Annotated in this window: 13 protein-coding genes; 7 read left to right on the plus strand and 6 right to left on the minus strand. The window is 67.2% G+C overall.

The features are described from left to right. Positions 1-51: 51 nt before the first annotated feature. Entirely contained in the window at positions 52-1,299 is a 1,248-nt protein-coding gene (locus tag DEIPE_RS15895; protein WP_015236993.1) for a cytochrome P450, read from the minus strand. A gap of 1 nt (position 1,300) precedes the next feature. Then, positions 1,301-2,275, minus strand: coding sequence for a polyprenyl synthetase family protein (locus tag DEIPE_RS15900; RefSeq protein WP_015236994.1), 975 nt, complete (start codon positions 2,273-2,275; stop codon positions 1,301-1,303). A gap of 108 nt (positions 2,276-2,383) precedes the next feature. Between DEIPE_RS15900 and DEIPE_RS22460 the strand changes: the two genes are divergently transcribed. From DEIPE_RS22460 to DEIPE_RS15925, 5 genes are all read left to right on the plus strand, one after another. Beyond that, positions 2,384-3,340 (plus strand): HD-GYP domain-containing protein, encoded by a 957-nt coding sequence (locus DEIPE_RS22460; protein ID WP_083865834.1) that lies wholly within the window; start codon positions 2,384-2,386, stop codon positions 3,338-3,340. A gap of 200 nt (positions 3,341-3,540) precedes the next feature. After that, positions 3,541-4,593, plus strand: a complete 1,053-nt coding sequence (purM, locus tag DEIPE_RS15910) for a phosphoribosylformylglycinamidine cyclo-ligase (RefSeq protein WP_015236995.1) — start codon at positions 3,541-3,543, stop codon at positions 4,591-4,593. A gap of 3 nt (positions 4,594-4,596) precedes the next feature. Further along, positions 4,597-5,331 (plus strand): histidine phosphatase family protein, encoded by a 735-nt coding sequence (locus DEIPE_RS15915; protein WP_015236996.1) that lies wholly within the window; start codon positions 4,597-4,599, stop codon positions 5,329-5,331. After that, positions 5,328-6,254 carry a methylmalonyl Co-A mutase-associated GTPase MeaB gene (meaB, locus tag DEIPE_RS15920; protein WP_015236997.1) on the plus strand — a complete coding sequence of 309 codons (927 nt, stop codon included), beginning with the start codon at positions 5,328-5,330 and terminating at the stop codon, positions 6,252-6,254. The genes DEIPE_RS15915 and meaB overlap by 4 nt, the downstream gene beginning before the upstream one ends. 85 nt (positions 6,255-6,339) lie before the next feature. Further along, positions 6,340-6,948: a hypothetical protein gene (locus DEIPE_RS15925; protein WP_015236998.1), complete on the plus strand. Its 609-nt coding sequence runs from the start codon at positions 6,340-6,342 to the stop codon at positions 6,946-6,948. A 71-nt stretch (positions 6,949-7,019) separates the two neighbouring features. Here the strand turns inward: DEIPE_RS15925 and DEIPE_RS15930 are convergent, their stop codons facing one another. Continuing rightward, the gene (locus DEIPE_RS15930; RefSeq protein WP_015236999.1) at positions 7,020-7,757 is read right to left on the minus strand and encodes an aminotransferase class IV; all 738 of its coding nucleotides are present in this window, start codon (positions 7,755-7,757) and stop codon (positions 7,020-7,022) included. Further along, positions 7,754-9,685, minus strand: a complete 1,932-nt coding sequence (locus DEIPE_RS15935; RefSeq protein WP_052326729.1) for a chorismate-binding protein — start codon at positions 9,683-9,685, stop codon at positions 7,754-7,756. Before DEIPE_RS15935 ends, DEIPE_RS15930 begins: the two co-directional genes overlap by 4 nt. A 67-nt stretch (positions 9,686-9,752) precedes the next feature. Between DEIPE_RS15935 and DEIPE_RS15940 the strand changes: the two genes are divergently transcribed. Together DEIPE_RS15940 and DEIPE_RS15945 are read left to right on the plus strand one after the other, a co-directional pair. After that, the gene (locus DEIPE_RS15940; protein WP_015237001.1) at positions 9,753-10,424 is read left to right on the plus strand and encodes a response regulator; all 672 of its coding nucleotides are present in this window, start codon (positions 9,753-9,755) and stop codon (positions 10,422-10,424) included. A gap of 45 nt (positions 10,425-10,469) precedes the next feature. Further along, positions 10,470-13,388 (plus strand): GAF domain-containing protein, encoded by a 2,919-nt coding sequence (locus DEIPE_RS15945; RefSeq protein WP_015237002.1) that lies wholly within the window; start codon positions 10,470-10,472, stop codon positions 13,386-13,388. A gap of 13 nt (positions 13,389-13,401) precedes the next feature. Here DEIPE_RS15945 and DEIPE_RS15950 read toward each other — a convergent pair whose 3' ends face one another. Continuing rightward, a complete protein-coding gene (locus DEIPE_RS15950; protein WP_015237003.1) occupies positions 13,402-14,070 on the minus strand; it encodes an LrgB family protein in 669 nt (222 codons plus the stop codon). After that, positions 14,067-14,417 carry a CidA/LrgA family protein gene (locus tag DEIPE_RS15955; RefSeq protein WP_015237004.1) on the minus strand — a complete coding sequence of 117 codons (351 nt, stop codon included), beginning with the start codon at positions 14,415-14,417 and terminating at the stop codon, positions 14,067-14,069. Before DEIPE_RS15955 ends, DEIPE_RS15950 begins: the two co-directional genes overlap by 4 nt. Positions 14,418-14,420: the final 3 nt, after the last annotated feature.

Here is a 14,420-nt window from a genome sequence, read left to right on the forward strand (position 1 = left end):
GGGTGTGAAGTTCACTGAGGCGCACTTGCCGCAGCAATTCCTGCTAAACGTTCAGTCGGGGCGCACCATCAGCTGCTGTATACCGCGAATCACGAACCCTTTGCCGTACGGAACGCTCGCCGTTTCATCGGCCAGCTGCAGCTTCGGAAAGCGCCAGGCGAGCGCGTGCAGGGCGATCTGCATCTCCAGCCGGGCGAGGGGTGCGCCCAGGCAGTAGTGAATGCCAAGGCCGAACGTCAGGTGTGCGTTGGGTTCACGCGTCAGAATCAGGTCGTCGGCGCGTTCGAATTTGCCTGGATCCCGGTTGCCCGAGGCGTACAGCAAGGCCACCTCCATGCCGCGCTCCAGCACGGCGCCACCAACCTCGGTGTCGTCCAGCACCCAGCGTTCGAACATCGGCAGGGGAGAGTCGAAGCGCAGCAACTCCTCCACCGCACTTCTGAACAGCAAGGATGGCGGACCATCCGCCTTGGCTGCCTGCGCGAGCGTATCCCAGGCTTCCCGCCTGCGCATCAGGGCGAGCACGCCCGCCACCGTGCCGTTGACGCTCGCTTCATGTCCGGCATTGAGCAGCAGGATGCCGGTCCCGATCAGTTCGTCCTCGCTCAGCCGCTCGCCCTGCTCCTCGACCTGCACCAGGGCCGAGATCAGGTCGTCGCGGGGCCGGGCCCGGCGCTCGGCGGCCAGCGCACGCAGGTATGCCGAAAAATCCAGAACGGCGGTGTTGGCGCGCAGCTGATCTTCCGGGGTGAAGCCCAACTCGTACAGTTTCACGATATCTGCCGACCACGGCCGCAAGCGATGTCGGTCCTCTTCGGGTACGCCCAGCAGCTCCGCGATCACGGTCACCGGCAGCTCCTCGGCAACATCGGCCACCAAATCGAACTGTTGATGCTCGCCCAGCCGGTCGAGGCTGCGCGCGACGATCCCCTCGACGCGCGAGCGCAGTTCCTCAACCCGCCGGGGGGTGAACGCTTTGGTGACCAGGCTGCGCAGCCGGGTATGGCGGGGAGGCTCGGCGTCGAGCAGGTGGTGATCCTGAAAATGGTCGAAGGCGGCCTGCCGGGGATCAGGCGGCGGCCAACCGAGCTCGTCGCGCGAAAGAATGTGGGTGATCGAGCGTCCGAAGCGCCGGTCGCGCAGGATGGCCGCGATGTCGTCGTAACGCGCGAAAAAGACCTTGTTCCAGGTGGGCTCGAAAAAAACTGGGGTCTCCTGGCGCAGTTCGGCCAGCAGCGGATAGGGATTGCGAATGAACGCCGGGTCGTTCAGGTCGAAGTGTCGCTCGGGAATGTTCACCTCAGGCCTCCCGCGTGGCGAGCTGGCGCATCAGGCCGAGAATGTGACGGGCCTCTGCCGGGTGGGGCGCTTCTTGCAGCACGCCGCTCAATGCGTTCAGGCCACGCTCGGCCAGGTCGTGCGCGACGGTCATCGCGTGCTCCACGGCGCCACTGTGCTGAATCGAGTGCAGAAGAGCGGCCACCACTTCTGCGTCCTTGGCGCTGCGCGGCTTGGCCATCTCGCTCAGGAAGGCTTCGCGTTCGCCGCACGAAGCGCCCTGCAGCCAATGCAGCACGATCAGCGTACGCTTGCCCTCCAGCAGATCGCCACCAATTTCCTTGCCGTAGCCCTGACCTTGCGCGACAAGGTTGAGCACGTCGTCACGAATCTGGAACGCAGCCCCCAGGTCCAGCCCTGGCGCTTCCAGACGGGGATCGGGAGCACGCCCGGCGGCCATCATGGCCAGCCGGAGGGGCACCACGACCGTGTAATACCCGGTCTTGAGCCTCACCATTTCCAGGTAGTCGCTTGGCGTCAGTTGCCACTGGTGGTGCTGTACCCAGGCGAGATCGACATGCTGGCCTTCGGCGGTGCGGTGAATCATGCGCGCGAACTCACCGGGAGCGCCCTCCACGCCCGCGTGAAGGACTGCCTCCCACATGTAGGCGTGCAGGGCGTCCCCGGCGTTGATGGCCAGGGCGACGCCGTGCTGGCGGTGCAGCGCAGGCTGGCCGCGACGTTCTTCACTGTCGTCCTCGATGTCGTCGTGAATCAGCACCCAGCTTTGAAACAGTTCGATGGCCGTTGCCAGCCAGGCCGACGCACCCGGCGGCGCGCCGTAGGCCGCAGCACCTCGCAGCAGCAGCTCGCTGCGAATACCTTTGCCCCCCCGGGCGGGATAGTCGCGCATCATGCGGTACAGCAGCTCGATTTCGGGCCGGTGATGCTGCGCGGGCAGCAACGCCTCGATTCGCTCGATCACTTCAGGACGCACGGAGGCAGTCTACAGGGTCGGTGCTGGGGCGCGGGCAGGCAGCTGGCGTGCTCGTTCACGCAAGACGCCCTGCCTCGTTAAGAGTTCTGTTAGATTTGATTTCACAAGATGAAGATCAGAATGATCCTCTACTCGCGGTTGATGTCACGGCGCGGTTATGCCTCTTCTCTCGCTGCCCTCCTGACTTTTGGGCTGGCCTGCGCAGGACTGGGCGCAGCCTGGGGTGCCGAAAGTCGCCCTGCGTCGGTCCTGCACGCGGCGCTGCCCGTGGCGGGTCCGTCTTTGTGGCCGGTGAATGTTCTTCATCCGCTCAACCTGCTGGCGGTGCTGCTGGTGGGCTGTGCACTGGTCTGGCTGGCGCGGCGTCTGGAAAGGGCGCGCCGTGACGCGCTGCGTGTGCAGCAGCTGCGACGCACGCTGGACGGTGGCCTGCTGACGATGGGCTGGAGCCTGGAGGAGCGCGGTTTCGAGGTGCCCGGTCATACCGAGCGCGTCGTGCAGCTGGCCTGTGCGCTCGGCGAAGCCATGGACCTCGACCCGGCGCAGCAAGAGCAGCTGAAGCAGGGCGCTTATCTGCACGACATCGGCAAGCTCACGCTGCCCGACAGCCTGCTGGGCAAAACCAGCGGACTGACCGAAGACGAACGGGCCCAGGAACGCAGCCACCCCGAGCGGGGCTTTGACATCGCCGCGCGTCTGCCCGGCCTGTCGCGCGGCGCCCTGAGCGTCATTCGCTATCATCACGAGCGTTGGGACGGGCAAGGGTACCCCGCACGTCTCGAAGGAACGCAGATTCCGCTGCTGGCGCGCATTTTTGCGGTCTGTGACGTCTATGACTTCCTGACCGGGGAGCGCGAGGGCAAGGTGACCTGGACGCCCGAGGCGGCCCGCATGGAAATCTCGGCACAGGCTGGCCGGCAATTCGACCCTGAAGTCGTGGCGGCGTTTCTGGCCATGCCGGCGGTCGCTTTCGCTGCGGCCAGCGAGACGGCTCCACGTCCTGCCGAGCCGGTCGCCGTGCCCATCGAGACCGTTTTGCCGAGCAGCCCGCGTTTGCTCAACTGAGGCGAACCCCGCAACTGACGGGGAGGACGGGCGGCGGCCTGTCCTCGTTGCGCTGTCCTGTCCCGTGAACACCAGTCCAGATCACACCAGAAGGGCGGCTTGCACGCCGCAGGGTGCCGGGGTGTGCCGGGTCACGGTTCTCGGATAGACTGGGCGCGCACGCCTTACGGGCGGTCGTCAGGCGAAAATGGGAGCAGAACGTGGCACACAGCGAGTCAGGCAATCCGGAAACCGCGTATAAGCGTGCAGGCGTCGACATCGATGCGGGAGCGCGCGCCGTCGAACTCATGAAGGCCTCCGTGGCCCGTACCCACACGCCAGACGTACTGGCCGGCCTGGGTTCCTTTGGCGGACTGTTCCGCGCCCGTGCCCTCACGGCCCTTCAGGACCCGGTGCTGGTGGCCTCCACCGACGGCGTGGGCACCAAAACCAAGGTGGCGACGCGCGCGCGCCGCTTCGCGGGGCTGGGCGCCGACATCGTCAACCACTGCGTCAACGACATCCTGGTGCAGGGCGCCCGGCCACTCTTTTTTCTGGATTATGTCGCGATGGGCAAACTCGATCCTCAGGTGGTCGCTGAATTCGTGGGAGGCGCCGCGCGCGCCTGCGAAGCTTTGGCCGTGGCCCTGCTGGGCGGTGAAACTGCCGAAATGCCCGGCGTCTACGTCGAGGGCGAGCTCGACATCGTCGGGACGATTGTCGGCGCCGTGGACCGCGCAGCGATCGTGGACGGCAGCCGGCTGCAGGAAGGTGACGTGCTGATCGGCTTGCCCTCGACCGGGCTGCACACCAACGGCTACAGTCTGGCGCGCGCTGCCCTTGCCGACCTGGACTGGCAGGAATTCCGGAGCGACATCGACAACACCCTGGAAGAAGCCCTGCTGGCACCACACCGTGCCTACGTCGGCGCCTATGACGCCCTGTTGGGCGCCGGAGTCGAGGTGCGTGGCATGGCACACCTGACCGGGGGAGGCCTTGTCGACAATCCGCCCCGGGTGTTTCCCGACGGATTGGGCGCGGTGATCTGGGAGGGAAGCTGGCCCGTACCGCCGCTTTTCACCCTCATCTGCGAGCGCGCTGGAGTGCCGCCGCTCGAGGCCTACCGGGCCCTGAACATGGGCCTCGGCTTTCTGTTCATGGTGCCCGCCGCGCAGCGTGAAGCCGCCGAGGCTGCCCTGCTGACCGCGGGGGAAGCGCCCTGCTGGGTCGGAGAGCTGCGCCGTGGGCGCGGTGTCGCCTTCGAGGTCAGGTAAGCCGTGCCGACGAGACGTGCACCTACGGGTTTCGAACCTCTCGACCACAGCCGCCTGACCGAATTCTGGGTGGTGCGGCATGCGGAAAGCGAATGGAACGCTTCTGGCCGCTATCAGGGACAGACCGACGTGCCCCTGTCACAGACGGGCCGCGAACAGGCTGCCCGTCTGGCCGGACGCCTGACCGGCATGGCGTTCGACGCGGTGTACTCCAGCGACCTGATCCGCGCCTTCGATACCGCCCGCACAGTCGCCGCCACGCTGCGAGGAGCACCCGAGGTGCGCACGGAACTCGGTCTGCGTGAAATCGACGTGGGAGAACTGGCCGGCAAGGTGCCTGCCGAAATCAAGGCCGAGTTTCCCGAGTACATCGAGGCATTACGGCTTGACCCCTGGAATGCCCGCCGTCCGGGCGGCGAGAGCATGGCCGATTTGTCCTTGCGGGCCAGGGCGGCCTTTGACGAGCTCTGCGAGCGTCATCATGGCGAGCGTGTCCTGATGGTCACCCATGGAGGTGTGGTACGGGTCGCGGTCAGCTTCGCCATCGGCGAGGACAGCCGACACGTCTGGGCGCGTCTGTCCGTGGCGAACACCGCCATTACCCGCGTTGCGCTGGGTCCGGCGGGCGGTCAACTCCTCTCCTTCAACGACGTCGCGCACCTGGAGCGTGTGCAGAAACCGGACATGCACGATGATCTGGCGGGCGACCGCGAAGGGACGAGAGGTGCGGCGCGGTGACGCTCTCCTCTTCTTTGCTGGAGCGCTTTCGTGCCGGCGATCCGCGCGCCCTGGCGCGGCTGATCACCCTGGTCGAGTCCGAAACGCCGCTGGGCGCCGAGTTGCTGTCGGCACTGCGAAGTGGGACGCCCAGCGCACCGGTGATCGGCGTGACCGGCAGTCCCGGCAGCGGCAAAAGCACGCTGGTAGACGCCTTGATCGCGAGCGCCCGCGAGCGGGGTGAGCGGGTCGGTGTGGTGGCCGTCGATCCGTCGAGTCCTTTTTCCGGTGGAGCGATTCTGGGCGACCGTATTCGTATGCTGCGCCATCACGCCGACACGGGCGTGTTTGTGCGGTCGCTCGCTTCGCGTGGCGCGCTGGGGGGCCTTAGCAAGCGTGCGATGGGTGTGGTGTCGCTGATGGAAGCCTTTGATTTCGACTGGATTTTTCTGGAAACCGTTGGTGTCGGGCAGAGCGAGGTGGACATCGCTTCGGTGGCCGACCACACCCTGCTGGTCCTGACGCCTGCCGGTGGAGATGCGGTGCAGGCCTTCAAGGCTGGCATCATGGAAATCGCCGACCTCCTGATCGTGAACAAAGCCGATCTGCCCGGAGCCGAGCGCATGGTGCGCGAACTGCGCGCCGCGCTCGGCTTGGGTGCGCATGACGAGTTCACCTGGCTGCCGCCGATCCTCAAGACCGTAGCGTCGAGCGGAGATGGTGCACGTGACGTGCTGGACGCCGTGTTGAAGCACCGCGTGTTCCTGGGTGAAGCGGGCCTGGCCGAGCGCCGTCTGGAGCGTGCACGTTTCGAGGTGCGCGCGGAAGTGCAGGAGCGCGCCTCGCGCCTGGCCGGGCGCGCCGAGAGCGACGTGCTGCGTGCGGTCGCCGCGGGCAAGTTGAGTGCCGGCGAAGCGGCTGATCACCTGCTGAGAGGCAGCTGAGGGACCGGCGCCACGGCGCCATTTCTGAACGTCCGTTATGTTTGTCCCCTGCACGACGCGCGGAGGGCGTGCTACAACTCATGAGATGGAAACTGTCGTTGCGCTGTTTAACGAACCCTCTCAGGCCAGGACGGCCCTGAGCAGGCTGCTCGACCGTGGATTCGAGCGTGACCGGCTGGGATTCTCGTTGCTGGATGTCGTTGCCCAGGAAGATCTGGCCAGTGAGATCGGCGTGTCGCACGAAGAGGGCGCGCCGGCCGGTGCGGGCTCGGTGTTTCGTGGCGCGGGCCTGGGCCTGCTGGCCGGGGTCGGCCTGGCGCTGCCCACCTGGCTCCTGATGCTGATCATTCCCGAAACGCGCCCGATGCACGAAGGCGGGCTGATCGGCATTATGTTCGGTGCGATCAGCGGCCTGGGCCTGGGTGCCGCGTTCGGCGCACTGTCCGGTGGCGATCACGGGGACTACGTGAAGCTGCTGCGCCGCATGGGCGTGCCCGAACGCATCGCGCTGGGTTACTACGACGGTCTCAAGCGCGGCAAGGTGATGGTGATCGCCCGCGATCAGGAACAGGAGCGGGCCGACGAAGCGACCGCCATCCTGAAGTCCGCCGGGGCCATCGAACTCGACGAAGGCACTGGTGGGGGCCGTCTGTCATCCGAACGCCGTCCGCACCGTGAGGACCGTCACCGCTGAGGGCGGGAATTTCCGGACCGACCACCAAAACAACGAGTCACAGTAGAGCGCCGGGGCATCGCCCTGGCGCTCTACTGTGGAGGCTGCAACGCCGGGTGAGTCACGTCCGGCCAGACAACCCGCAGCTCCCGCCCGCCGCCCGCCCACCGTAACTCCCGCACGGGCAGCACGCCGATTCCGCTGCCGGTGATCCAGGCGCGCTCGACCTGCATCAGGACAGAGCGCGAAAGGTGGTCCCGGCGCGCCGGACGGCGCCAGGCGCGCAACAGCTCCGCGCACGTCACGCCCGGCAAGCCGCCCCAGGGGATGAGCAGTTCACCTTGTACTTCAACGAGCAGGCTGGTGCGGCTCCCGTCCACCACGCACCCGGCTTCGTCGACCAGCCAGCTTTCGAAGGTGCCGTGACGGGAAGCTTCGCGGGCTGCCAGAACGTACGGCAGGTAATTTCCGGTCTTGTGCCGGCCCAGCTGAGCGTGGACCTGTACCTCGCCCAGCCAGACGCTCACGGGAACACGTGGTACCGGGACCAGCGGACGGTGAGACCACCAGAGCTCCTCGCCGGTCACCGTAAGGCGCAGACGCCCTTCGGGAAGCGGCTCCAGTTGTGCGAGGACGGCCTCGGCAGGAAGACTGGGCTCGGGCAAGCCGAGAAATGCGCAGGTGTGCGAAAGCCGTGCGAGGTGCGCGGACCACAGCAGCGGGCAACCGCGCTGCGTGCGGATGGTCGTAAAGGCACTCAGGCCGTGCAGCCACGCGGGTGAGTCGAGTTCCTGGGGCAACGCCCGCGGTGGCTGAAACTCGGAACTCACCGTGCTGCGTGCTCCTGTGGGCGTTGCGTGTATTGCTCTCCCAACCTCAAGAAATTACCGAGCAGTCGGCGGCCTTCACGGGACAGCACGGATTCCGGGTGAAACTGCACGCCCCAGGCGGGTTTGCCGGGAACCTCGATGCCCATCACCTCGCCGTCCCGGCTGCGGGCCGTGACCCGCAGCGTTGAAGGCAATTGCCGAATGACCAGCGAGTGGTAGCGCGTGAACTGCACGTTTTGCTCCAGGCCCCCGAAAATGCCCGAACCGTCGTGCGTGATGGTTTCCGCTTGGCCATGAACCGGTGTGGCGGCGCGTTCCACGCGTGCGCCCAGGGCCTCACCCAGCGCCTGATGTCCGAGGCAGACGCCCAACAGCGGAAGGTCGCGGTTCAGGGCGCAGCGTGTCAGTTCCAGGGTCACCCCGCTCGACTGGGGCGTGCCGGGACCCGGACCGATCACCACGTGCGACGGTGAAAGGGCGAGCAGTTCGCTTAGCGAACACGTCGCGCTGCGAATCAGCACCTCGCTTCCGAGCGCCTGCAGGTCATGCACGAGATTGAAGGTGAACGAATCGAAATTGTCGAGAAACAGCACTCGGGGTGGACGTGCAAGTTGACTGTCGGCCAGGCTGGGACGCCAGACGCGGCCCGGACGGGGCAGTTCTGGTTGTTGAGCGGCCCGGCCCGGCGCGCCCGGCGTGAGCGCCTGCAGCAGGGCCGCCGCCTTGTGCCTGGTTTCGCGCCCTTCGTGCTCGCCTCGCGAATCGATCACTACACCCGCGCCTGCTCGCACGCTGACTTCCCAGCCCGCTGCCCGGCGCGAGAAGGCCGCAGTACGAATCAAGATGTTCAGGTCGACGCGCTCGGCGCTGATCAGCCCGACACTGCCGGTGTACCAGCCGCGTCCTCCGGGCTCCAGATCACGGATGGCCTGCATCACCCGCCGTTTGGGCGCGCCGGTGATGGTGCCCCCCGGAAAGGTCGCTTCGCACAGTTCCAGCACGCTCAGGTTCGCGCGGGGCTGTGCGCGGACCTCACTGACGAGGTGCATGACGTGGCTGTAACGCTCGACCAGCATCAGGTCGGGCACCCAGACACTGCCGGGCCGGGCCGCGCGGCCCAGATCGTGCCGCACCAGATCGAGCAGCATGATGTGCTCGGCCTGCTCCTTACTGCTGGCGCGCAGTTCTGCCTCCAGCGCCTCGTCTTCTGCCGTGGTGTCGCCGCGCCGCCGTGTGCCTGCAATGGGCCGTGCCGAAATGCGCTCGCCCGTCCACTCCACCAGCCGCTCCGGTGAGGCGCTCACCACCACCTCGTCGCCCAGCTCCAGGTACGCCATGAAGGGGCTGGGGTTCAGCTGCGCGACCCTCAGATAGGCGGCCAAAGGGTCGCCCTGTGCGTGCGCGTGCACCCCGCGTGACAGATTCACCTGGTACACCTCACCAGCACGGATCAACTCCTGCACGGTCGCCACGCCCTGCTCGAAGTCGAGATCATCGGCGCTCCAGTCGCCCAACTGCAGCTCGGGCAGGTCTGGGGTCTGGGCACCGAGCAGACCTGACCAGTCCAGGTGCGCCTCGCCCACGACGTTCAGGGTGCCTTGCTCGCGGTCCCACACCAGCCCGGAGGGGTAGTAGCCCCAGAACTGCGCCGGTCCGCACGGAGGATGCGCGGGCAGTCCGAACGTCAAGGCCGCTTCGTACTTGAGGCCGCCCAGCCAGGCCGGAAAGGCCGCTGTGCCGCCCGGACGCGCTGGCAACTCCTGCGTGAAACGAGTCGGCGCGGCGCTCAAATATGAAAAGCGCGAATCGGGAGTCAGCGGACCGGCCGATTCCAGCAGCGCCAGGCCCGGCAGCCCGGCGGCGCGCAGGCGCAGCAGCACCTTACGCGGCGAGAGTTGAGGCAGGCAGGACGCCCAGCGCGAATTCACACGGAAAGTCTAGCGTCCGGGCGCACTCCGTGATCTGACCCGGCGCCCGCGCCATTACACTGGAATCATGGACACCGCTGAAGCCAAGACCATCTCGCTGCTTCTTGTCGACGATCATCCGGTGGTGCGCAAGGGCACCCGCGACCTGCTGGAGGGAGAACGTGACCTGCACGTGGTCGGTGAGGCCGAAAGCGGCGAGGAAGCCATCACGCAGGCCCGCGCCCTGCGCCCCGACGTGATTCTGATGGACGTCAGCATGCCCGGCATGAACGGCATCGAGGCTACCCGGCACATCAAGGCCGAGATGCCGACCATTGGGGTATTGGTGCTGACGAGTTACGACGACGACGCCTACGTCTTTGCCCTGCTCGAAGCGGGTGCGGCCGGGTACATCCTCAAGAACGCCACCGAGGACGAACTGCTGGGGGCCGTACGCGCCGTGGCAGCCGGTGAGAGCGCCTTGCATCCATCGGTGGCCCGCAAGGTGCTCGAGCGCTTCTCCAATCACGTCGCCCCCACGCCCGCCGAGGAGCTGCTCTCGCCGCGCGAACTCGAGGTGCTGCGCATCGCCGCGACGGGCCGCACCAACAAGGAAATCGCCCGTGACCTCGATATCTCGCCGCGCACGGTGCAGGTGCATCTCGCCAACATCTTCAGCAAGCTGGGCGTGGGCAGCCGCACCGAGGCGGTTCTGTACGGGATCAAGCGCGGCTGGATCGACGTCACGACCATCGATTGACGCGTCAGGGTAAACCCAGACCGTGCGCAATTGTCAGGAGAGCGGATGACCACCGAAGCCAAGTCGTTGCGGCCGGGTGAGTGGGCGCGGGCCCTGGCCTCGGTGCCCACCGCGAATGCTTTTGCGGTTCAGCTGTGCCGTCTGGCGCTGAACTTCGCCCGTGGTCACGGGGCTCGGGTGAGCCTGGTCCGGGACGCGGCTCTCGTGACACTCGCCGAAGAGGGCCGTGGGCTCGCCCTACTGCGTGAAGATCTCGCCGCCCGTGCACGCGTCGGTGAAGTGTGCTGTGAGGACAACGTCTGCGCCCTGCCGCTCGGCTGCGGCGTGCTGGAGATGTTCGGCGCCGATCAGGACGCACTGTCCGAATTGACGCCCTGGCTGCCCATTCTGGGGTTGGCACTTGAGGGGATGTTGGCCCGTGACGCCCGGCGGGGCCGGGGGCGCACGGCCGAAGTCGTCGAAAACCTCGTGCGTCGGTTGGGTGGCTCGCTTGATCTGGGCGAGGTGTTGACAGCGACGGCGGAATCGGCAGCACGGGCGCTGACCTTCGAGCGGGCCTTCGTCGGCTTGTTCAGCATGGTGGGTGACAGCACCGCCCAGACCGGTGAGGTGTTCACCTTCGGCTTCGAAGGCGCCTTCGAGCGTGGCATCACGGTGGGTCCGATGTCCTTCGATCGGTTGGTGCGGCGTGGCGAACCGATTCTGTACGACCGGGCACGTGACGAGCATTCGCCGCTGGCTGCGGGCCTGTCGTACCTGGCGCCCGAGCGCTGCCTGCTCGTGCCGCTGGCCGCCCGTGGGCGACCGCTGGGCGTACTGTACGTCGATACCCAGCGGCCTGGTGCGCCGCTGGGTGAGGATGATGTGTGGCTGGCCCTCGCGCTGGCCGAGCAGGCCGCACTGGCCATCGACAACGCCCGCCTGTACGAGGAGGAATCGCGCAAGCGCCGCTCGGCCGAGGTGCTGCGCGAGGTCGGCAGCGCCTTGTCGGGCAGTCTGAAGCTCGCCGATACCCTGGAAAAGCTGCTCTACCACGCGCGGACACTCTTCCACGCCTCGGCCTGCGCGGTCTATGAGCTGCAGAGCGACGGGCGTACGCTGTGCATCCGCAGTGCGCTTGGCCTCAGCTCGGAGTATGTCCTGCGGGCGCAGTCGAAGGTGGGCGTGGGCGTGGTGGGCCGTGCAGTCGAACGTGGTGCGCGCGTCGGTGTGCATGACGTGGTAGAGGAGCGCAGCGAAGCCGGTTCACGCTATACGCGCCAGCTTCTGGCAACCGGCCGCTATCCCTTTCGGGGTGTGCTGGGTCTGCCCCTGGCGTCACGTGGGAAACCCTTCGGCGGTCTGGCGCTGTTTTTCGAGGGTCCGCTCGACCTCGATGAAAACGACCTTTCGCTGGCAGACGTGCTGGCGGCCCAGGCGTCGCTGGCCATCGAGAATGCCCGCCTGTACGAAGAGGAGGTGCGCCGTGAGCGCGAGTCCGGAGTGCTGCTCCACTTGTCGCGCCTGCTGGGCAGTGGTCGGACCGACGGTGCACTGGACGAAGCAGCCGAGCGGGCGGTGCTGGCCCTGAACGCCGAGCGCGGTTTGATTCTGTTGCTCGATGAGCGCGGTGAGGAGGCCGAGCTGGGGCGCTACCACCTGAACGTTCCTCTGCGGGAGGCCATGCGACTGCTGCCTCAACTGGGCCGGGGCCCCCGGCGCATCACCCGGCGCGGAGCGCTGCAGGGAGCGAATTCGGCGCTGATCGTACCGATCCGCTCGGGCAGTAATGTCTTCGGTCTGTTATACGCCGATTCCTTGCGCGAAGAAGCGCCCAGCGACCGGGTGTTGCAACTGTCACGCGCCATCACCGACCAGATCGCCCTGACCGTGGGGCAGGAGCGTCTGCTGGGTGCACTGGAGCGCGAGGAAGCCCGTTACCGTCTGCTGGCCGAAGGCGTGCACGACCTGATTCTCGCTTGCGACGCGGCTGGAAAGGTCAGTTACGCCAACCCCGCTACCCGGCGTCTGCTGGGAGAGCTTGCCGGACGCAGCCTGCGCGACTTGCTGAGCGAAGAGTGGCGGGCCGTGTTCGAGCGGGCCTGGAGAGACTGCCTGGGCGCGCCCGAGCGCGGTGTGACCTGTGAGGTGGAGGTCACGGGCCTGCCCGGCGGCCTGCGCCTGGAGGTGCGCCTCAGCGCTGTCGTGCGTGAGCGCGAGGTGCTGGGTGTGCTGCTGGTCGCGCGAGACCTGAGCGAACAGCACCGGCTGGCCGAAGAAATCACCCGCCGAGGCCAGGCGCTCGAAGCCGCCTCAGCACGACAGCTGGAGTTGCGCTCCTACCTGAGCCTGTTCACGCAGGCCCAGGAAGAAGAGCGGCGGCGTATTTCGCGTGAACTGCACGACGACACCGCTCAGGTGCTGGTGGCCATCGGGCGGCGGCTCGACCGGCTGGTCAAGGAACTCGCGGGTGAAAGCCGGGGCAAGGCCGAGGACGTGCGGGCCGATCTGAATGCCGCCATCGAGTCGGTGCGGCGATTCGCGCGCAATTTGCGTCCCAGTGTGCTCGACGACCTGGGCCTGCTGCCCGCGCTCGAGTGGATCGCCCAGCAGGCCCGCACGCCCACCCGCCTGGAAGTGCAGGGAAGCGAACGCCGCCTGCCCAGCGGAATCGAGCTGACGGTGTTTCGGCTGGTACAGGAAGCCCTCACCAACGTGGACAAGCACGCCCAGGCGAACAGCGCTGCCGTGCGGGTGCAGTTCCAGCCGCACGGTGTGGACATCAGCGTGTACGACGACGGTCAGGGCTTCCAGGTGCCTGGCGATGGTGACGGTGATCCGCTCGACCGCGTCGGGGAACTCGCTTCGCGCGGGCACCTGGGCCTGATGGGATTGCGCGAGCGGGTGGAGCTGGCCGGGGGTTCACTGACGGTCACCAGCGAACCCGGGCGCGGTTCGGTGCTGCAGTTTCTGTTGCCGGGCTGACACGCCCGGGGAATCACGACAGGAACGCACTCACGAAGGTCACCCACAGCGCGCCCAGACCCATGCCAAGGGTGCTGGCCGCTCCGGCCAGCTCGCTTTCCTCGCGCATGCGGGCCGTGCCGATGCCGTGCGCGACGCTTCCCACGGCCACACCCCGCGCGAGCGGCGAACGCAACCCCAGGCGATCGAAGAGGGCTGGAAGCAGCGCGGCGCCAATCAGGCCCGCCACAATCGCCAGCGTGGCCGCGAGTGGCGGGGCGCCGCCCAGCCGCTGTGCCACGGCGAGCGCCACGGGCGAGGTGGCGCTCGCCGTGGTGAGTGCCAGGGCCACCGGCCTTTCCAGCGCCACGAGGTGCGCGGTGAACGCACCGACGGAGACGGCCGTGAGGGTGCCCAATGCACTCCCCAGCAGCAGTGCGCGCCACTGCCGGGCGAGCAGGGCACGCTGCCGGTACATCGGAACGGCCAGCGCCACCACTGCCGGGGCAAGCAGGCTGCTCAGCGGTGTCGTGGCCTGCACGTACTGCCCATAAGGCACGCCGAGCAGCAGCAGGACGGGGATGAGCAGCGCTGCGGCGGTCAAGGTGGGGTTGAGCAGGGGAGAGCGCCAGCGGCGCTGCAGTGTCAGCCCCAGCGCGTAAGTGAGCAAGGTCAGGGCGAGCAGTGCCGCGTATAAAGTCATCGGTGCTCCAGTCGGCTCGCCAACCGCGCGGACAGCGTCGCGCCGACCAGAACGCCCAGCGCGACGATGGCAAACCACACCGGCCAGGCCCGCCAGAGGTCCAGGTAAGCCATCAGCCCCACGCCTGCTGGCACGAACAGCAGTCCCAGCACGGAAAGCAGTGCGTCGGCGGCCCGCTCGATCCACGACAACTTGATGACGCGGGCGCTCAGGGAAGCCCACAGCAACGCCAGCCCGATGACCGATCCGGGCAAGGGCAGGTGCAGCAGCCGCGCCATGCCCTCACCCAGCGCCGTGAAGGCAAACAGGAGTCCCAGCCCGACCAGTCCTTGATGCAGGGGCAGCATGTG

The organism is Deinococcus peraridilitoris DSM 19664 (genome assembly GCF_000317835.1).
In the GTDB taxonomy this organism is placed as follows: Bacteria; Deinococcota; Deinococci; order Deinococcales; family Deinococcaceae; genus Deinococcus_A; species Deinococcus_A peraridilitoris.

Excerpts from the sequence above, each read along its gene's own strand:
- DEIPE_RS22460 (WP_083865834.1), top strand. The coding sequence starts at position 2,384 with ATGAAGATCAGAATGATCCTCTACTCGCGGTTGATGTCACGGCGCGGT.
- DEIPE_RS15940 (WP_015237001.1), top strand. The coding sequence starts at position 9,753 with ATGGACACCGCTGAAGCCAAGACCATCTCGCTGCTTCTTGTCGACGAT.
- DEIPE_RS15945 (WP_015237002.1), top strand. The coding sequence starts at position 10,470 with ATGACCACCGAAGCCAAGTCGTTGCGGCCGGGTGAGTGGGCGCGGGCC.
- DEIPE_RS15950 (WP_015237003.1), bottom strand. The coding sequence starts at position 14,070 with ATGACTTTATACGCGGCACTGCTCGCCCTGACCTTGCTCACTTACGCG.
- DEIPE_RS15955 (WP_015237004.1), bottom strand. The coding sequence starts at position 14,417 with ATGCTGCCCCTGCATCAAGGACTGGTCGGGCTGGGACTCCTGTTTGCC.
- DEIPE_RS15925 (WP_015236998.1), top strand. The coding sequence starts at position 6,340 with ATGGAAACTGTCGTTGCGCTGTTTAACGAACCCTCTCAGGCCAGGACG.